The 20,412-nt window shown below is 36.0% G+C and carries 17 protein-coding genes; 6 read left to right on the top strand and 11 right to left on the bottom strand.

Annotated features, from left to right (window positions below; genetic code table 11):
* Nucleotides 1–190 precede the first annotated feature (190 nt).
* The gene (locus DB891_RS02560) at nt 191–1,558 is read left to right on the top strand and encodes a PQQ-dependent sugar dehydrogenase (RefSeq protein WP_116760228.1); all 1,368 of its coding nucleotides are present in this window, start codon (nt 191–193) and stop codon (nt 1,556–1,558) included.
* A 101-nt stretch (nt 1,559–1,659) separates the two neighbouring features.
* Here DB891_RS02560 and DB891_RS02555 read toward each other — a convergent pair whose 3' ends face one another.
* From DB891_RS02555 to DB891_RS02545, 3 genes are all read right to left on the bottom strand, one after another.
* Complete coding sequence (locus DB891_RS02555; RefSeq protein WP_116760226.1) at nt 1,660–2,700, bottom strand: aldo/keto reductase; 1,041 nt, start codon at nt 2,698–2,700, stop codon at nt 1,660–1,662.
* Nucleotides 2,701–2,897: 197 nt separating this feature from the next.
* Complete coding sequence (locus DB891_RS02550) at nt 2,898–3,836, bottom strand: OmpA/MotB family protein (RefSeq protein ID WP_116760224.1); 939 nt, start codon at nt 3,834–3,836, stop codon at nt 2,898–2,900.
* Nucleotides 3,837–4,180: 344 nt separating this feature from the next.
* Complete coding sequence (locus DB891_RS02545; protein WP_116760222.1) at nt 4,181–4,942, bottom strand: exodeoxyribonuclease III; 762 nt, start codon at nt 4,940–4,942, stop codon at nt 4,181–4,183.
* Nucleotides 4,943–5,141: 199 nt separating this feature from the next.
* Here DB891_RS02545 and DB891_RS02540 point away from each other — a divergent pair, with 199 nt between their 5' ends.
* Complete coding sequence (locus DB891_RS02540; RefSeq protein WP_116760220.1) at nt 5,142–6,944, top strand: GNAT family N-acyltransferase; 1,803 nt, start codon at nt 5,142–5,144, stop codon at nt 6,942–6,944.
* A gap of 98 nt (nt 6,945–7,042) precedes the next feature.
* On the opposite strand, the gene DB891_RS02535 is transcribed toward DB891_RS02540, so the two are convergent.
* The 3 genes from DB891_RS02535 to DB891_RS02525 all read right to left on the bottom strand — a co-directional run bounded on the left by DB891_RS02535 (nt 7,043) and on the right by DB891_RS02525 (nt 8,825).
* Entirely contained in the window at nt 7,043–7,480 is a 438-nt protein-coding gene (locus DB891_RS02535; RefSeq protein WP_116760219.1) for a DUF2752 domain-containing protein, read from the bottom strand.
* Nucleotides 7,481–7,504: 24 nt separating this feature from the next.
* Complete coding sequence (locus DB891_RS02530; protein WP_116760217.1) at nt 7,505–7,783, bottom strand: TM2 domain-containing protein; 279 nt, start codon at nt 7,781–7,783, stop codon at nt 7,505–7,507.
* 91 nt (nt 7,784–7,874) lie between these two features.
* On the bottom strand, nt 7,875–8,825 hold the full coding sequence (locus DB891_RS02525) for a 2-hydroxyacid dehydrogenase (protein ID WP_116760216.1): 951 nt from the start codon (nt 8,823–8,825) through the stop codon (nt 7,875–7,877).
* A 121-nt stretch (nt 8,826–8,946) separates the two neighbouring features.
* Between DB891_RS02525 and nhaA the strand changes: the two genes are divergently transcribed.
* The 4 genes from nhaA (at nt 8,947) to DB891_RS02505 (ending at nt 14,691) form a co-directional block, all read left to right on the top strand.
* A complete protein-coding gene (gene nhaA / locus DB891_RS02520) occupies nt 8,947–10,113 on the top strand; it encodes a Na+/H+ antiporter NhaA (RefSeq protein ID WP_116760367.1) in 1,167 nt (388 codons plus the stop codon).
* Between the two features lie 266 nt (nt 10,114–10,379).
* A complete protein-coding gene (locus DB891_RS02515) occupies nt 10,380–10,877 on the top strand; it encodes a hypothetical protein (protein ID WP_124019480.1) in 498 nt (165 codons plus the stop codon).
* Between the two features lie 6 nt (nt 10,878–10,883).
* Nucleotides 10,884–12,902, top strand: coding sequence for a hypothetical protein (locus tag DB891_RS17550; protein WP_189337085.1), 2,019 nt, complete (start codon nt 10,884–10,886; stop codon nt 12,900–12,902).
* A 421-nt stretch (nt 12,903–13,323) separates the two neighbouring features.
* Nucleotides 13,324–14,691 carry a hypothetical protein gene (locus DB891_RS02505; protein ID WP_124019479.1) on the top strand — a complete coding sequence of 456 codons (1,368 nt, stop codon included), beginning with the start codon at nt 13,324–13,326 and terminating at the stop codon, nt 14,689–14,691.
* 164 nt (nt 14,692–14,855) lie between these two features.
* Here DB891_RS02505 and proC read toward each other — a convergent pair whose 3' ends face one another.
* The 5 genes from proC to DB891_RS02475 all read right to left on the bottom strand — a co-directional run bounded on the left by proC (nt 14,856) and on the right by DB891_RS02475 (nt 20,315).
* On the bottom strand, nt 14,856–15,632 hold the full coding sequence (gene proC, locus DB891_RS02500) for a pyrroline-5-carboxylate reductase (RefSeq protein ID WP_116760208.1): 777 nt from the start codon (nt 15,630–15,632) through the stop codon (nt 14,856–14,858).
* Between the two features lie 192 nt (nt 15,633–15,824).
* Nucleotides 15,825–17,177, bottom strand: a complete 1,353-nt coding sequence (mgtE, locus tag DB891_RS02495) for a magnesium transporter (protein WP_116760206.1) — start codon at nt 17,175–17,177, stop codon at nt 15,825–15,827.
* Entirely contained in the window at nt 17,167–17,946 is a 780-nt protein-coding gene (gene rsmA / locus DB891_RS02490; protein WP_116760204.1) for a 16S rRNA (adenine(1518)-N(6)/adenine(1519)-N(6))-dimethyltransferase RsmA, read from the bottom strand. Before rsmA ends, mgtE begins: the two co-directional genes overlap by 11 nt.
* A gap of 89 nt (nt 17,947–18,035) precedes the next feature.
* Nucleotides 18,036–18,347, bottom strand: a complete 312-nt coding sequence (locus DB891_RS02485; protein ID WP_116760202.1) for a DUF4286 family protein — start codon at nt 18,345–18,347, stop codon at nt 18,036–18,038.
* A 189-nt stretch (nt 18,348–18,536) separates the two neighbouring features.
* The gene (locus DB891_RS02475) at nt 18,537–20,315 is read right to left on the bottom strand and encodes a tetratricopeptide repeat protein (RefSeq protein WP_116760365.1); all 1,779 of its coding nucleotides are present in this window, start codon (nt 20,313–20,315) and stop codon (nt 18,537–18,539) included.
* Between the last annotated feature and the right edge of the window lie 97 nt (nt 20,316–20,412).

Genomic DNA, 20,412 nt, shown 5'->3' with positions numbered 1-20,412 from the left:
TTACTCTATAAGACATACAAGTTCATTCAAGTTGAAGTCTTTAAATTTGTTTGTATGTCTTTTATGGTTTAAAAAAATATCTGTGAAACAAAAGCAGGAATAGAAACCAATTATCACATAGCTATTTAATTTACAACTTATTAGAACAAAAAAAATTGTAAATTTGAGTTTACTTTTAAACCATTTGATCATGAAAATAATGGCATTATTATTCTCATTCTATTTTTTGAATTATTCCTATTCTCAAACCATAGGATTACAACCTTTCGCGTCTGGTTTTTCAAACCCTGTCGAAATTACAAATGCCGGAGACAGCCGATTGTTTGTTGTCGAGCAAGGCGGCATGATCAAAATCTTGAATCCAAATGGAACTATAAATCCCAATCCCTTTCTCAATATTGCGGGTCAAGTAAGTGCTGGTGGTGAACAGGGTTTGTTAGGCTTGGCTTTTCACCCCAATTATACTTCTAATGGTTTCTTTTATACCAACCATACCAACTTATCCGGAAATACTGTAATTACAAGGTATTCCGTCGATAGTACAAATCCAAATCTTGCTAATCCTTCAAGTGGAATTGTACTTTTGACCATTGCGCAACCTTATGCAAACCATAATGGCGGAAGTCTCAAGTTTGGACCAGACGGCTATTTATACATTGGCATGGGCGATGGCGGAAGTGGTAGTGATCCAGAAAACAGAGCACAAAACGCAAATGAATTATTAGGCAAAATGCTTCGTATAGATGTAAATTCAGGAACTCCATACAGCATTCCTGCTGGCAATCCGTATGTGGGAATTGCAGGTGCTGATGAAATTTGGGCGATCGGCCTTCGAAATCCCTGGAAATTCTCTTTTGACAAAAAAATGGGTAATTTATGGATTGCCGATGTTGGTCAAAATGAAATTGAAGAGATCAACATGGCAGCCGCTACACAATCCGAATTAAACTACGGCTGGCGTTGTTATGAAGGAGATGCGGCATACAATACTGTGGGCTGTCCTTCACAAGCCTCCATGAAGTTTCCATTAAAGACAATAAACCATTCTACTGGCGCTTGTTCCATTACTGGTGGCTATGTGTACAACGGCACCGTCTATCCCAATTTTAAGGGACTGTATTTCTTTTCGGATTATTGCAACCCACAAATAGGTATGCTAACATCAAATGGAACGGTAACATTCTCTACGGTTTTCTCAGGAAATAATTTTTCAACTTTTGGCGAAGATATCAATGGCGAGCTATACGTTGCATCCCTAAATAATGGTTCTATTTACAAAATTAAAGATACTTCATTGGGAGTAAAAACTTTTGACAACACCCAATTTATAGTGTATCCTAATCCAACGAAATCAGAAATTATTATCCAAAAATCAAATGACAATTATCCCACTGTAGTTACCATTTTTGATTTGGAAGGCAAAATGTTATTACGGCAAAAAACGGAAAACAAGGCTCTAAATATCATCAAAACAAACCACCTATCCAAAGGTATTTACATTATTACCATTCAAAATGACCAAGGAGAATTTTCAACACAGAAACTGATTTTTGAATAGTTTAACCCAGAAATTGCGTTAGACTTCTTTTTAAACACACAAAACCCTGTCAGAGTTTTGAACTCTGACAGGGTTTTGTAATTCTGATTTTACATCAAGACTTAGGGTGCCGGATCTGGAATAATGGCCTGAATACCATCAATTGCTTTCAATATTTCTTCTGAAAGTGAAACGGTAATTGTGTCTATATTCTCTTTAAGCTGTTCCTTTGTGGTGGCGCCAATAATGGTGCTGGTCAAAAAGGGTTGCTGTTCCACAAAAGCCAGGGCCAATTGGGTTAATGTCAATCCGTGTTGGTGAGCTACTTCTTGATACAGTCTTGTTGCTTCGGTAGATTTTGCACTGCTGTATCTCGAATATTGAGGAAACAAGCTCAATCTCGCATTAGGATGGGGCTCTCCCGTTAAAAACTTACCCGATAAAACTCCAAATGCCATTGGCGAATAAGCCAATAGTCCCACATTTTCACGAAGACAAACTTCGGCTGAAGCATTTTCAAAAAGGCGGTTTAACAACGAATACGGATTTTGAATGGTTTTAATTCTTGGTAAATTCTGGTATTTACTTTCTTCCAGAAAACGCATCATCCCCCAAGGATTTTCATTGGAAACCCCAATATGTTTAATTTTTCCAGCTTTTACAAAACCATCCAAAGCTTCTAAAACGGCGTGAATATTATCTTCCCAAGCATCGTCATTTTGTACTTTGTAGCCTCGTTGTCCAAAAAAATTAGTTTTACGTTCTGGCCAATGCAATTGGTAAAGATCTAAATAATCGGTTTGAAGACGCTGTAAACTGTTGTCTAAAGCGTATTGAATACTGGCGGGAGAAAAATCTAATTTCTCTCGCATATAGCCAAAGATAGGGCTTGGTCCAGCAATTTTCGATGCCAAAACCACTTCTTCCCTTTTTCCGGTTTTCTTGAACCACGATCCAATGATTTTCTCGGTACTTCCGTAGGTTTCCTGCTTTCCAGGAATAGAATACATCTCGGCGGTATCAAAGAAATTAACACCTTTTTCGAGTGCATAATCCATTTGGGCATGCCCTTCGGATTCTGTGTTCTGTTGTCCAAAAGTCATGGTGCCAAGGCATATTTTACTGACTTTGATATCGGTATTCGGTAAGGTGGTGTATTTCATTTTTTTTTAAGTGGCTAAGATTCTAAGAGGCTAAAATGCTAAGTTTTTTTGAAAGCAAAGATAAAAATTAGTTCTTCGTTTTTAGTTTGGCTTTGTCTAATATTAACAAAAAAGGTTCGACGTTTACACGCAAACCTTTTCTAAACTTAATCCCGATAAATATTGGGATAGTATCTCAGTACCTTAGCTTCTTCCTCCTAAAACTCATTCAACATTTTTGAAATTTCGTCCAATTTAGGAGTCAAAATAATTTCGATTCTGCGGTTTTTAGATTTACCATCGGCAGTAGTGTTACTTGCCAATGGAGAGTATTCACTTCTGCCGGCTGCGGTAAGGTTTTGTTTGTTTACCTTTTTGTTTTCACCCAAAATGGTTACAATAGCCGTTGCTCTTTTAGTCGAAAGGTCCCAGTTATCCGTAATTGTCCCAGAACCTACATACGGGTCATTATCAGTATGTCCTTCAATCAATACCGAAATATCAGGATTGTCTCCCAATACTTTCCCTACTTCGACCACTGCTTTTTTCCCTTCGGAACCTACAGCCCAACTACCGGAATTGAAAAGCAATTTGTTCTCCATAGAAACATATACTTTTCCGTTTTTTTGTTCTATGGTCAAACCTTTACCTTCAAAACTATTTAACGCTTTAGAAAGCGTTTCTTTTAGTTTTTTCATGCTGGCTTCTTTGGCAGCGATTAAATCCTCCAGCTCTTTTAAACGTTGGCTGCTTGCATTTAATTTTTCTTGTTCTAATGCCAATGCTTTTGCTTTTGCATCCAGTTGAGCCAATAATTCACGGTTCTTTTTCATGTTGGCTTCCAAGGATTCATTGCTGTTTTTCTCTAAAGCAGCGTACGAATCTTGCATAATTTTCATTTTGTCTTTTGCGGCAGCATAATCCGCTTGCACTTTGGCCAAGTTGGTATTGACATCATCCAGATTGGTTTGCAAAGCGGCTTTCTCTGATTCTAATTGTTTTTTGGAAGCTAATAAAGCTGCGTTTTCATCAGAAATAGTTCTGTTTTCCTTTTTTAAATCAGCAAATTTGGTCTCTAAATCATTGTAGATTTTCTTAGAAACACAAGAAGTGGACAGTGCCAGAATTAAAAGTCCGATGGAAATTTTTTTTATCATTTTAGTTTAATTTAGTTTATTTTAGTTTTTATTTTGAAAGTCTAAAAACCACCCCGCCTTCCAGACACCCCTCCAGAGGAGGGGAAGTCGCTCAAATTCCCCTCCTCTGGAGGGGTGCCCAACGGGTGGGGTGGTTTTTTTATATTATAAATTTATTGTTCTTGTTTAAAAATCAAACGTTATTGAAATACGGAATGCCCTAGCCCAGATAGAAGGGAAAATCCTTTTTTTAGGCTATTTTTCTTAGCCTAAAAAAAGATTGGAATGATAGCTGGATTAGCTCCTTAAAATTTTTGTTTTATTTTTCCAATTGCTATTGAAATTGCCATTGAAATTGATATTCCCTAGTCTATTTCGACCAAAACAGGACAATGATCGGAATGCATGGCATCCGGCAATATAACGGCTCTTTTGAGTTTATGTTTTAAGGAGTCGCTCACCAAATTGTAATCGATGCGCCAACCTTTGTTATTCCCTCGTGCTCCAGCGCGATAACTCCACCACGAATACTGGTGTGGTTCGCTGTTGAAATGGCGAAAACTATCTACAAAACCGGATTTCATAAATTTATCCAACCAAGCTCTTTCTTCGGGTAAAAAGCCTGATGTGTTTTTGTTTCGAATAGGATCATGGATATCGATAGCCTCGTGGCAAATGTTATAATCCCCACAAATAATTAAATTAGGAATCTCTTTTTTGAGTTCATCGATGTAGTTTTGAAAATCATCCATAAACATAAATTTATGGTCTAATCGCTCAATATTAGTTCCCGATGGCAAGTACAAACTCATTACGGAGCAGTCATCAAAATCGGCACGAAGGTTTCTACCTTCAAAATCCATGTGTTGAATTCCGGTACCGTACACCACATTGTTGGGTTTTATTTTGGAAAGAATAGCAACACCGCTGTACCCTTTTTTGGTGGCTGGATAATAATATTGATAGGGATAGCCGGCTGCGGTAATGTCTGCAACTGGGATTTGTTCTTCGGTGGCTTTGATTTCCTGCAAACAAATTACATCTGGATTGGCTTGTTGTAACCATTCAATAAATCCTTTTGTGATGGCAGCTCGAATTCCGTTTACGTTGTACGATATTATTTTCATTGTATGCTTTTTGGGTTATATCCGAAATAAATTTTGACAGCAATAGATCCTTAAAAATCTGTTTTTTATCAAAACTTCGGATAATTATTTTTCATGTGGAATCCAAAAGTAGTAAAAAACAGAAAGAATGATTCAAAAAAAAACCATAAAAAATGGAGTATTTTGCTATCTTTGTGATTAGCTCAAAAAGAAAAAATAAATGGGTTTAGTTACCGCGAAAGAAGTTGCAAAGACAATAAATACGGACAAGTACGGAGTTTTCGGTACTTTTTCGGGTTGGTTGTTGATGAAAGTTTTGAAGATATCGACATTAAACAAAATATACGACAGGAATAAGCACTTGAAAGAGTTACCGTTCCTAAACGCCATATTAGATGAATTCCAAATTAAGTTTGAGATTCCAGAAGAAGATTTTAAACGTTTGCCAAAAGACGGCGCTTACATTACTATTTCGAATCATCCGCTGGGAGGAATTGATGGGATTTTGTTGTTGAAATTAATGCTGGAAAGAGAGCCTAATTTCAAAATCATCGCCAATTTTTTACTGCATCGTATTGACCCGATGAAACCGTATATCATGCCGGTGAATCCTTTTGAAAACCATAAAGACGCCAAGTCCAGCGTGGTAGGAATTAAGGAAACATTACGTCATCTTAGAGACGGAAAACCATTGGGAATGTTCCCGGCTGGTGAAGTTTCTACTTATAAAGATGGAAAATTAGTGGTTGATAAGGCTTGGGAAGAAGGTGCTATAAAAGTGATTCGAAAAGCACAGGTTCCTGTAGTTCCTATTTATTTTCATGCCAAGAACAGTCGTTTGTTTTATTTTTTATCTAAAATAAACGACACGCTAAGAACGGCAAAACTGCCATCTGAATTATTGACACAGAAAGATCGCATTATCAAAGTACGTGTTGGGAAACCTATTTCGGTTGCCGAACAAAACGAACACAAAACAATTGAAGAATACACGGAATTCTTGAGAAAGAAAACCTATATGCTGGCGAATCCTTTTGAAAAAGAGAATAATTTTTTGAATACCGCTAGCTTAAAACCTCCCAAAAGCCCTAAAAAGATTGTCACTCCTGCCAATACCGAAAAAATGATAACCGAAGTGGAATCTTTGAGAGCCACCGACTGTCGATTATTGCAGAGTAAAAATTACGAAGTGTTTTTTGCTGAGGCAAAAAATATTCCAAACATCCTTCATGAAATTGGTCGATTAAGAGAAATCACTTTTAGAGAAGTCGGTGAAGGCACCAACGAATCGATTGATTTAGACAAATACGACAAATATTACCGTCATCTTTTTCTATGGGATGATGAAGCTAAAAAAATTGCCGGAGCCTATCGCATGGGATTGGGTTGCGAAATCTACCCTAAATATGGCATGGACGGTTTTTATCTAAATGGACTTTTCCGTTTTGAACCCGAATTACATGACATGATGCACAAATCCATCGAAATGGGTAGAGCATTCATCATCAAGGATTACCAACAAAAACCGATGCCGTTGTTCTTGCTATGGCGTGGAATTATTCATACGACCTTACATTATCCGGAGCATAAATTTTTATTGGGCGGTGTGAGTATCAGTAATCAATTTTCAGATTTCTCGAAATCATTGATGATTGAGTTCATGAAATCACACTATTACGATCCGTATATTGCGCAGTACATTCACCCGAAAAAAGAATTTAAAGTCAAATTAAAAGACGCAGACAAAGATTTCGTTTTTAATGAAACCGAAGCCGATTTAAATAAATTTGATAAAATCATTGATGAACTAGAGCCTGGCGTTTTACGACTACCCGTTTTAATCAAAAAATACATCAAACAAAATGCTCGTTTAGTTGCTTTTAATGTAGATCCATTATTCAACAACGCTATTGACGGACTTATTTACCTAAGAATAGCCGATATTCCGGAAAGCACCATGAAACCCGTTATGGAAGAATACCAAGCCGAATTGGAACGGAAATTGAATGACAAGGAAGAGTAGATGGAAAACTAGAGAATTTAGATTTCAGAAAACAGAGTGAAGAATATAGAGTATGCATTTATAATTATAAAAAAATCCCTTTCGGGATTTTTTTATGCCTATTTCCAAATGGATTCTTTTAAAATGGAATCATACGTATTGTTTTCTACGAAATAGGTTATTCTAACTATTTGATAGAAAATCAGAAAACAAGCTAGAGCATAGGCTAGTTTTTTACTGTAAACCAACCCGTTTAAATATTCTTTTTTGGTCATTAGTTCAGTGAGTAACAAAACAATAGTTAACACACAAAAAAGAACCACAAAAGGCCCTAAAATATGATAATACAAGCTTTTGTAGAGATCCCCTTCATAAAAATACACCAATGACTTTGTGATTCCACAACCCGGACAAGGGAAACCGGTAAGCATTTTGAAAGGGCATAAAGACTGATCGGTTTCAAGATGATTATTTTGATTGTGCAGCATTAAAAAAAACGGAATTATAAGAACCAATACAGCTCCTATAATTCCGATTATTTTTCGTTCTCGTTTCATTGCCTTTATTCAGATTTCAACGTTCTAAAACCAACCTTTCTTGCCAACCTGATAGGTTTGATAAAATTCTTCATCGGATTTGGTTAAATAAATGATCCCTTCTACGAAACCTATAACACTTCCTAACCCACAAGTAACTATACTTACAATAATTTGAATTATTCCTTCTTGCGTATACCCCAAAATAAATTTATGAATCCCAAAGTACGGAAAAATCAATGCTAAAACTCCCGCCAAGACTTTTTTGTTTTCTTGACGAATTGGTTGTGGTGTATTCCAGGCTTCTTGTTTTGTATTCTCCATAGTAGATAATTAATTTTGGTTAGTTAATAATGGGTCTAAATTAGAAAAAATAATACAAAACCCTATTATTAGACCCTTAAAATCTCACAAATTAACTTTTACCGTACAACGCTTTTATCTTATCAACAATCACTTGAGCCAATTTTTCATGACTTTCGTACGTCCATCCTGCAATATGCGGGGTAAGAATCACTTTTCGACCATCCAATAAATACTGAAAGGCCTCAGGAGTGTTTTTATCTTGAAATAATGTTTCAAACGATAATTTCTCGTATTCTAAAACATCTAAACCTGCTCCAAGAACTTTTCCGGATTGCATGGCGGTAACCAAATCGGCTGTTACTATGTTTTTCCCTCTAGAAGTATTGATAATCCAAATATCTTTTGCGAAAGCATTAATAAAATCCGAATTCACCATCTTGTCGGTTTCGGGTGTCCACGGAATGTGCAGACTCAAGACGTCTGTTTTTTGCTGTAATTCTTGCAATGAAACTTGCTTTGCGTTGGCATCACCCACATTTTCTTTAATATCGTAACACAACACTTCTACTTCAAAACCACGGAGTTTTTTTGCAAAAGATTTTCCCATATTCCCATACCCTATAATCCCAACCGTTTTACCATCTAGTTCGTATCCTCGATTTTTTTCTCTGTTCCATTCACCAGATCGAATCTCGCTATCAGCAATGTTCAATTTATTAAAAAGCGACAAAATCATTCCCAAAGTATGCTCGGCTACCGCATTACAATTCCCTTCGGGTGCGGCAATCAATGCAATATTCTTGGATGTAGCATACTCGCAATCGACACTTTCTAAGCCCGCTCCTACTCGGGCTATGAACTGCAAATTGGTGGCTTTGTCCAAAAACTGCTGGTCTATTTTGAATCGGCTTCGAATTACAATTCCCTGATAGTCTTGAATTTTGGCTTCAATTTCTTGTTTGGTCGACTTAAAATCAGCGTGATTTACAAAACCGGCCTGTTGTAATTGTTCCCAAAGTAAGGGATGATTACTGTCAATATGAAGGATTTTGATATCCATAAAAATGTTCTTGATTTTAGACTCAAAATTAAATAAAAAAACATGGTTTATGGTTTTAACCCCGAATAATTAACCTACAATGCTTAAATTAGCGCTTTCCATATTAAAACCAACCCTAGAGATGAGATTAACCAAAACATTTTCTGCCTTTTTTCAAAGCGAAAAAGCGGGTGGACTATTGCTCCTTTTTGTAACGGTAGTTTCTTTATTACTCGCTAATTCAGTAATTCAAGCAGATTATATTGCTTTTTGGAATACCGAAGTCGGGCATCATTCCATCACGCATTGGATCAATGATGGGTTAATGACCATTTTCTTTTTACTCATTGGTTTAGAATTAGAACGCGAAATATATCGTGGCGAGTTGGCCAATATCAAAAATGCCATTCTTCCCATTTTTGGAGCCTTGGGCGGAATGCTAGTGCCAGCGGGTCTTTTTCTTGTGCTGAATTACGGAACGGCAACTCAAAACGGAGCAGGAATCCCTATGGCAACAGATATAGCTTTTGCTATTGGGGTTTTATCCTTATTGGGCAATCGAATTCCATCTTCTCTAAAAATATTTTTGACTGCCTTGGCCGTTATTGATGATTTGGGTGCTATTCTGGTCATCGCCATTTTTTACACTAAGACCATCGCTTTTGATAATCTACTGATTGCTTTCTCTATTATGGGCTTCTTATTTATCCTGAACAGACGCAAAGTGCATCATCTGGCGCCTTACTTAATTGGAGGCGCTTTTATGTGGTATTTCATGTTGAATTCTGGCGTGCATGCAACTATAACAGGTGTACTATTGGCATTTGTCATTCCGTTTGGAGATGGCGGAAAAAATACGGCTTCGTACCGTTTACAACATATCTTGCACCATCCGGTAGCCTTTTTCATTCTTCCTTTATTTGCTGTCGCCAATACCTGTATCGCTATTAATCCCGATTGGCACGAAGGTTTGAGTCATGACAACTCACTTGGAATTCTCTTAGGCCTTGTAGTGGGAAAACCACTAGGGATTTGGCTGTTTTCGTTTCTTGCGGTAAGCATTGGGATTTGCAAATTGCCCAACGACCTGAAATGGAACAACATACTGGGCGCAGGAATGCTGGGCGGAATAGGATTTACCATGTCTATTTTCATTACTTTATTAGCTTTCAAAGAAGATGGTGAAGCAGTCATTACCTATTCTAAAATCGCCATTCTAATCGCTTCCTTTTTGTCCGGAACTTTGGGTTATCTATGGCTAAATTTTACTTTTAAAGTTCCAGAAAAACGATTAAAATCAAAAAAATAGAACAAAAAACGTATTGAAGAAATTTGAAAAAGAAATATTATCCTTTCCTTTGTAACACCATTGACTACAAGTATTACTCTTAAAACCTTGTTGCAAATCCTACCATGAAAAAAATTTATTTCATACCCTTACTCTGTTTTGTCTTTCTGTTTCAAAGTTGTTTTGAAGTCATTGAAGAGGTGAAAATGAAAGACGACGGATCGGGACATTTTAATTTTGTAATTAATTTTAGCCAAAGCAAAACTAAAATCAATTCGGTTTTAAAAATGGAAAAAATTAACGGTTATGACATTCCTTCCAAAGAGGAAATTAAAAATGAAGCTTCAAGGCTAGAAGCACTGGCAAAGAACACCATAGGAATCTCCAATGTAAAAACGAATATCGACTTAACGAATTATATTTTTACTGTCGATTTAGATTTTCAAAAAATAACCAATCTCAATGCTGTTTTTTTAAAACTAAAAAACAGCAAAAAAATAGATCCAACGATCACAACTGACTATTTTACCTTCGCTGACAAAAAATTCATACGCAATCAAAAAGTACCCATAAAAGCACTTTATGATAAATTAAAAAAAACGGACAAAGAAGTTTTTGAAAACGCAAAATACACTTCGGTTTATAAATTCGATTCGACTATAAAATCGTTTTCAAACAAAAAAGCAACCCCCTCCAAAAGCAATAAAGCCATCAAACTAAACGGTTCTGTGATCAATGTGATTAATGGAAACGAAAAAATAGAAAATACAATTACCCTCAATTAAAATAAAATGAAAAATTATTTACTATTCCTTTTTATTTGTTTCTCTGCAACGCTATACGCCCAAGATTTAGCCAACAAAGTTCCAGAAAATGCGCCTTTTGCCTTGTGTTTTAATGGCAAAAATCTAAATGATAAAGTAACTCTCAAAACCATTCAAGAATACCCTTGGATGCAAACTTTATTAGAAAAAGAAATGAAATTTCTGCCAAAAGATTTAAGCCAAACTGGAATTGACCTTACTAACAAACAATATCATTACTACATCAACAGAGACACCGTGATGAACTATATAATATTGATTCCTTTAAACAATGCTGTTTTATTCGAAAAATTAATTCAAGGCAAATATGGTGATAGCATTAAAGTAAAAAAACAAGGAACATACAATCGTACAACAACTTCAAAAACCCATCATTTGGCCTGGAATGACAAATTCGCTATTCTAGTCAATGCAACTTATACAAAGCCACACAAATACAGCGATAACGAGCCTTATTCTGATCTGACGAGTATCGATACGGCTACGGTTTTTGTTGATACCGCTGCGGTTAACTATGACAGGATAGCTGAATCAGCTTACAAGCTTGCAGAAGAAACAAAAACATCACCAGCTCCAGAAAAAAACGACAAAGCCAAAAAAGGAAAAACAAAAAAAGGGAAGAAAAACAAAAAAATAATAGAGGAACCTAAAGTTGTCGAACCCACCGAAGAAGAAATCTATGCCGCCCAAGATAAAGCAAATGCTGAATTGGAAGAAACCAATAGAAAACTGGAAGAACTCGAGTATAAAAAAACAGACTCTATAGAAAAACTAAAAATCAATGCAGCTGTTGATTTGATTTTTAAAGAAACTTTCGACTCTGAAAAGGAAACAGCAGCCATAAATACAACCTTGTTTAAAAATAACAACCCTAAATCCGATTTTTTTGCTTTCGCTGATTTGGACGCATTAACCAGCCAATTGTACTCTAGTTTTTTAGGATCCAATGCGGCATTGATGGGGATTTATAAAAACGGAATCCTGGACAGCAATTACCATATCAATGGGTATTTTGAAAAAGACAGAATTCGGCTGAATCAAGTCATAACACCCAAAAATGAGGAAACCAAAAAGTCCTATCAGGCCATGTTTGATTCGAAAATTGACAAAAACCTATTGAATTTCGTAGGCAATAATGTGTTGGGTTATTACTCTATTGCCATGGACACCCAGGCCATTATGAACTATGAATACAAAATTCTAAAAAACACTTTAAATTCCGTTTACCAATCCTACACCAAAGAAGTCAGTGGTAACGAAGCCGATGTTATGATTGATGCCATTGCTTTATTATTGGACGAAAAAGCCATTGCAGATTTAATTCCCGGGAATGCCCTTTTTGTACTTCACGATCTCAAAAAAGTAAAACGAGAATACGTTACTATAGAGTATAATGAAAATTATGAACAACTGGAAATCAAAGGCATTAAAGAAGAAATACAACCCGATTTTACGTTTCTTTTGAACACTAAAAACGATTCTTTTGTCAATAAATTATTGCAACTTCCTTTGAACAAAAGCAAATTCACCGCTACCGACTACCAATTGACCAATGGGTATTACACGATTCATTTTGAAAAAGACAACTTGCTTGATAACTTATATATTGGACTAAAAAATGGCGTGATTATGGTAACTACCTCTAAGGAGAATGTGGAAAATCTGATCCAACAGAAAGTCATGCCGTTGCAAGCTGATTTCAAAAAATCCATTTCTAAAAACAATTCGGCTGCTTGGATGGATCTTCAAAAAATAATCACAGCATCCAAAAATGAACTTAACAAAGACACTAAAAGCAATTACTTTGATATTGCTTTGAAAAATGCAGGCCAAATCACAATGGAATCCAAATTCAAAAACGGCACTATTATCTCAGAATCAAGTTACACTATCAAAGGAGAACATACCAATAGCTTGCAGTATTTCTTTGATGTTATCAATGAGTTGTATACCGAAAGCAAAAGAGAAACAATCGTTACGCAGTAAAACCTAAAATAATACTACTCCCGATAATTCAATTGAGATGACACTAAGATTAAACTAAATTTATCCCTACCAATGACGGATTTGAATAACCGCAAAGAGCGCAAGGAAAATTAAATCCTTTGTAGAAAACTGCGCAAGGGGCGCAAAGCTTTGCGAACCTTAAACACGGCTTAAAATAAAAAACATTGCGAACCTTGCGGTTAATTTTCACAATGAGACGTCATTTATATTGCTTTTTTGTGAAAAATTATGCCTCGCAAAGACGCAAAGGCGCAAAGAAAGAAGTTTAAACCTTTGCATCTTTACGAGAAAACCGAGAATACAAAAATCCGTGTAAATCTGTTTAATCCGTCTAATCTGTGAGCCATTGAAACTGCTGAATAACATTGTAAAAAGACAATAAAAACAATTTACATTCAATATGAAAAGCAATAAAAGCTCTTTTTTTAAAATTGTCCTGCTTCTTATCCTCCTGGGAAGTGTGATGATGCTGTATTGGATTGGCTATCATAAAAATTTTGACAAAAAAAACATCCCTCAAAATGCCGACGGAATAGTGATGGTCGATATAAAAAATATTCGAAATTATTTTATTTTTTCTTATCTAAAAAACCCTTCACAATGGCAATTAGGAACTACTGAGATAAATAAAAAGTTTGATTTTTCTAATTTTGGAATAGAAACACCTGATTATCTGGCTTTTTTTCACCTCGAAAACCAACCTGTTACCCAATGGTTCACTGTAGTAAAAATCGAAAGTGAAACTGATTTTGAGAAAACAATAGCCAAAGCACATTTCAGCAAGATCATGCTTAAAAACGGAATGAGTTCGTATTATTCCAAACAATTGGGCATTTGCATTATTAAACATTCGAACCAAATCATATGTTCGGCAATTCCTGAAAATCAAAAAAAAATTGCGCTAAAAATAGCCGAAGATTTGTTTCTAAAGCATCAGTTTTTAGATCCTAAAAAAACAGAAAAAACAATTTCCACTTCAAATGCCGTAACCGTTTGGATCAAAAAAAATAATTTACTGAAAGAAGATGGGATTCTAAATCTGAAATTGGGAGACCAAGAAGTAACAGTTGATGGACAATTGCAATTCAAATCTAAGTATAAAAAAGAATGGCAATTCACTCAGAATCCAAACGCATTATTCGCTTTGGGTGTCAATTTTGAAATGATTCAGGATCAAATTCCCTACAAACAAAATCCAAAACGGATCAATAGAATAATTGGTTTTGATTTGGATTCCATTTTGATTCATAACCCAACCAAAACCGAATTGGTATTGAATGAAATAGTAGAAAAAAAAGATTCGGCTATTAGTTACGAATATGATGATAATTTTAATTCAATAAAAAAAGTCATTGTGCACACTAGCCGTGAACCTTCTTTTAACTTTTCGATGCAAACAGAAGATTCTAAACGAGTTTATGATTATTTAAAATCACAAAATGCTATCGATAAACATCAAGTATTCGTAAATTTTCCTTTGGCGGTAACCAAAATTTTTGTCAAGAACAATACTTTAACACTGGAAACCAATCCCAAAAAACAAGCCTCTTTAAAATCTTCGTTGCCAAAAACGGGGTATTTAAAAGTAAATTTTAACAAACTTCATGCGAAAGACTGGCGTTTTATGATCGCCAAAAACGAAAATTTTGGACTTTTAAAACCATTTGGGGTCTTGGAAATCACTCTAACTCAAGACAATAATTTAAGCCATTTTCAGGCTCTTTTGAAGACCAAGGATGGAAAAAGCTTGATTGTGATAATGAAGTAAGTAGCACTTGGTAATAATAGTACCAATAAAAAAAACTTATCATTTAAGATTTTTGATTAACGATTTTTAATTTCAGAAGTGGAAAACAACCCATAAAGCAGACGATTTATAATTTCGCTGTACGAAATCTTAAATCAAAAATCGTTATTCTCAAATCAAAAATCTTACCCTTTAATCTGTTTCAAAGAAGTCTTAATTCCTTTGATAAGAGAAGAGCTGAAACCATTATGCTCCATTTCGTTTAGTCCCACAATGGTACAACCTTGTGGCGTAGTTACTCTATCGATGAGTTGTTCCGGATGTACTTTTTCTTCGACTAACATTTGGGCAGCTCCTTTTACGGTTTGGGCAGCTATGGCCAAAGCCGTCTGGGAATCAAAACCAATCTCGATTCCGGCCTGCATAGAAGCACGGATATAACGCAATGCATAGGCAGTTCCGCAAGCACCGAGAACAGTGGCGGCATCCATCAATTTCTCGTCGATTACGAGTGCTGTCCCTAAATCATGAAAAAGTGTAACTACGCTTTCCCCTTCGGTTTTATCTTTTTCGTTGAAAGAGATACAAGTAGCCGATTCTCCAAATTGCGCCGCAATATTGGGCATAATACGAACGGCATGATGTGCGAATTTTGTTTTTTCCTGCAGCACATCAATCGCCAAACCACTTACCGCTGAGGCGATTATTTTATTGGTAATCACAGGAAGAATTTCGGCCAGAACGGTATCTACCTGATACGGCTTTATGGTTAGAATAATCACATCGGCCTCCTGAATGTTGTGGGTATTATCCGAAGAAACGGTGATGCCCAATTTTTCTAAATGCAATATACTTGCCGTATTTCGTCTGGTTACGGTAACTTGATTGTTTGGAGAGAATTTTGCAATTCCCAAAGCGATAGAAACCCCTAAGTTTCCGCCGCCAATAATATGTACTTTCATTTTGGTTTTATTTTGTTCTTTGGCTGGTTAATAGTATGTTGAATCCCAAAAAGGCATTGTATATAAACTTTAGATTCTACCACAAATCAGGGCAAAACTATTTGTACACAAAGTACACGAATTATCCCGAATTTATTATTTCAAAATTTAAATAAAATCGGGATAATTGTTATAATTCAACAGTGTTTACAATTAAAACCCTAAAATTAATTTGGCAATGGAGAAATAAATAAGGATCCCACAAATATCATTGCTTGTAGTGATAAATGGCCCTGTTGCCAAGGCGGGGTCAATACCAAATTTATCCAACAATAAAGGCACAAATGTCCCAATAAGCGAGGCTATGATAATTACAGAAACCAAAGCAATTGTTACTATAACCCCAATAATAATCTCTACATTGAGTAAAAAATGACTGCCCAGAAACAAAATCAAGGCTAATATGAGTCCGTTTAATAAACTTAACGACACTTCTTTTATCAATCGGTTAAAGAGGGAACCACTCAAGGTATCGTTAGCCAAACCTTGAACGATAATTGCCGAGGATTGCACCCCAACATTTCCGGCCATTGCAGCGATAAGCGGGGTAAAGAAAAATAATTTTCCGTGTTCCAGCATCGCTCCTTCAAATAAACCTAGGACTTTTACGGTAACAAAACCACCCAAAAGTGCCAACACCAGCCAGGGCAAACGCGCCTTGGTTAATTCCAGAATACTATCATCGGCTTCTACGTCTTGAGAGATACCCGCCGCCAATTGGTAATCTTTATCGGCTTCATCTTTGATTACGTCAATAATATCATCAATTGTGATTCGGCCTACCAAGCGTCCCAATTCATCTACCACAGGAATGGCCTCTAAATCGTATTTTTGCATGATTCTAGCCACCTCAACATCTTCGGTATCTACATTCACCGAATTCAATTTCCGGATGTATACATCACTAATATTAGTTCTGGTAGAGGTTGTCAGTAAATCTTTGAGCGACAAGCGTCCTTTTAATCGATCTTCATCGTCCACCACATAAATAGAATGCACTCTGGAGATGTTTTCTGCCTGAATACGCATTTCTTTCACACAAGTGAGTACATTCCAGTTTTCGTTGACTTTTACCAACTCTTTGTGCATGATTCCACCGGCAGTATCCTCTGCATAACGCAGTAATTCCACAATATCCTTGGCATGCTCAACATCTTGCAACTCGGATATTACTTCGGCTTTCTTCTCTTTGGAAAGTTCCCCAATAATATCGGCAGCATCATTGGTCTCTAATTCATCGAGCTCTTCCGCAATCTCTTTTGGAGAAAGCCTGCTTAATATATTTTCCCGTAAATCGTCTTCTAACTCCAGAAGGATTTCGGCTGTTTTTTCGCTATCTAATACCTTAAAAATATAAGTAGCTTCATCAAAATCAAGTTCATCCAGAACTTCGGCAATATCAGCATGGTGCATGTCATTCAATAAAACGCCAAGTTGTTCGTCGTTTTTATTTTGAATGAGTAGCTCTAATTCTTTTATTAATTCTTTGCTGATTTTAAACTCCATCGGCTTCTATTTTTTGGGTCAATGCTATAAATTCTTTGTAGTCTAATTGCTCTGGGCGAAGATTGAAAACCTCATCTTCTCTCAAACTATCAGACAAATTTAGGGTTTTTAGACTGTTCCTCAAAGTCTTTCTGCGTTGTTGAAAAGCGGTTTTCACTACCGTAAAAAACAATTTCTCGCCACAAGGCAAACTAAAATCTTCTTTTCTGCGCAAACGCAGCACTCCCGATTTTACTTTGGGTGGTGGATTGAACACATTTTCATCTACAGTAAACAAATACTCAGCATCATAAAACGCTTGTACTAAAACCGATAGAATCCCATAAGCTTTGGTTCCTTTTTTTTCACAAATACGTTGTGCCACTTCTTTTTGAAACATCCCAGCAAATTCTGGAATTTGATTGCGGTATTCTAATGTTTTAAAAACAATTTGCGTCGAAATATTATACGGAAAATTACCAATTATAGCGAATTGTTTCCCCGCAAAAACTTCGTTGATATCATACCTCAAAAAATCTTTTGAGATAATTCTGTCCTTAAGTTTTGGGTAATTCGCATCCAAATACGTCACTGATTCCTCATCTATCTCAATAACATAGGTATTGATAGGTTTCTCCAACATGTATTTGGTTAAAACTCCCATTCCAGGCCCTATTTCTAACACATCCTCATATCCTACTAAATTCAGGGTATCGGCAATGTCTTTGGCAATGCTTTCGTCCTTTAAGAAATGCTGTCCGAGGTGTTTTTTGGCTTTTACTTTTTCCATCTTGTCATTGCGAGGCACTACGCCATCTCGCTTTATTTTTAGGGTTATTTTCTCGCAAAGACGCAGAGGCGCAAAGCAATATTTTAATTTTAATGTTCAGAAATCAACTCCAATTCGGTTCTGAAAGCCAGCATTTTATCTCCAAACAATTTCAACCCTTCTTCCCTTAATCTTGGGGCGTCTTCTTGGTAATATTTCTCTAATGTTTCCTTGCTATCCGTTGTATATTGAACAGAATAAGTCACTCCGCCCATTTCTTCTTCAATCAAAACCCGCACTAATCGAGCTGAGCTGAATTTTCCTGTTGCCAGAACTTCGGGAATGTGTTTGTGCTGCATCCAAATCATCCATTGGTCGTGAACGCTTTCGTGTATGTTTATGGTAACGTTGTATATGATCATTGTTCAAAAAGTATTAAGATTGGAGTATTAAGTATTAAGACTATAAAAGGATTAATTAATCAACTCTTATTATTCTTTCTGCCTTCTGCAATCTGTTTTCTATATTCTATTTTCTTTATTCTATTTTCTTTATTCTATTTTCTTTATTCTATTTTCTTTATTCTATTTTCTTTATTCTGCAATCTAAAATCACAAGTTCGTATCCCCTCGTAATTCCCTGAATTTCCTCCTCGCATCCACAAAATAAATACTGTCCTGATGGTTGAAAATTATTTTTTCATACAAAGGCTTGGCTTTATCGGGCATTTGCAATTGTTTGTTATAAATATCCGCCGAAAAATACAAAGCTTCGTCTATGTAAATTCCATCACTATGATGGGCAATTATTTCTTGGTATTGGCTTAAAGCCAAAGTAAAATCGCCTATTTTTTCATAGACTCTTCCCAATCGCAACAATGTCACGGCTTCAATTTCCTGTCCTTTGAAACTTTTCAGAATCGATTGAAACTGAGCTATAGCCTCTTGATTTCTATTTTGATACAAAAGATAATCCCCCTTGGCAAATTGCTTCAAAGCCGTTTGAGTCGAATCAGCAACCGTATTGTCGTTGATTAACAAAAAATACTCCAAGGCATCATTGGCAATCAATTGTGTACTGGCTGATTTCAGCTCCTTAAACTGCTTCAAAGCCCATTCAAAATCAGTCTTGAAATAACTCGTTTTTGCCGATTTTAAGCTTGCTTCGTGTGCTAAAACATCATTGTTTAAATTTTCCTCTATTTGCGAATAATACAATAAAGCCTGATTGAATTTCTCTTCCGAAAGCAAAATATCAGCCAGTTCCATTTTGCATTTCGCTTGGTCGTACACATTTAATTGCAACTCCAAAGCCCGCTTTACTATCGCTTTTCCTTCAACGGGATTTTTCAATTTGAAACTCACAAACTGCGCTTGCATCAGCTGCAAAGATAAGGTAATTGGCGTTATACCATATTGTTTTAACAAAAGGTCAAATTGTGTGTTGATGGCTACAAATTCACTTTCTGGCGCCTTTTCTATTTTCATTTTCATCAAATAGGTATTGGCTTGCACAATCAGCTGGATATCTGTGGTGTTTTCTAAAACATAATCCAAAATGGCTTTGGCCTCTACATAATCATCTTCTTCTATGGCCATTTGACCTAAGTTGATGATATTGGAGAGTGATTCTGGATTCCGTTTATAAATGGCTTTTTCCTGAATAAATGCTTTTCCAAACTCTTTTTGTTGCATATAAAACCAACTCAAAAAATGATTCCAAAAAACATCTTGGCTTTTTTGAACCCGCATAATTAATGATTTACGCAAACTCTCATTGAATTTTGAATCACCATCATTCGACATATATCGAGCCAATTGACTCTGAATTATCATAGCGTTTTGGGGATTTGCCACCGCTTCGTCCAGAAAAGTGGTTACCATCTTATCGGTATCGCCCAATTGTCCATAGAGCAATGCCATTTGATAATTAAAATTAAAAGTGGGCACCAACGTACTGGCTACCTGATAGGATTTTAAGGCATATTCGAGCAATACTTTTTTCTCAAAAGAGTTGGCAACTCCGTAAACCTCGTTTGGATTTTTCTTGATTTTCTCTATCGCCTCGTCATAGTACTTTTTGGCCTTAACCTCATTTTTCTGTAATTGAAAATTGTACCCCAAATCGACCAAAAGTGTGGCTTGTTTGTATTTATTCAATCGTTCCTGAATGGCTTTTTCGGCGGGATCAAACTGTTGCAATTGTTGGAGACAATCTATTTTTCGTTGAAAATAAAAAGGATTAGAGGGCAATCCTTCTAATAACTCTTGGTAACTGACCAATGCTTTATCAAAATCACCTTTGTCATAATAATACTGCGCCAACTGCTCGTTTTGGGAAAACGTCGCTAGCGAGAAAAGTAAAGTAATATATAGAAAAAGCTTTTTCATATCGCAACAATTTGCTAAAGTAAATAATTTAGAATCTGTCAATACCTTAACTTTTTCAAATTAAATATTTTTTTAAACCATTAAGGCATTAAGAAAA

It is taken from the genome of Flavobacterium laiguense, assembly GCF_003097655.1.
In the GTDB taxonomy this organism is placed as follows: Bacteria; Bacteroidota; Bacteroidia; order Flavobacteriales; family Flavobacteriaceae; genus Flavobacterium; species Flavobacterium laiguense.
The sequence above is the reverse complement of the archived record's forward strand: the minus strand, read 5'-3'. Positions and strand labels throughout refer to the sequence as shown.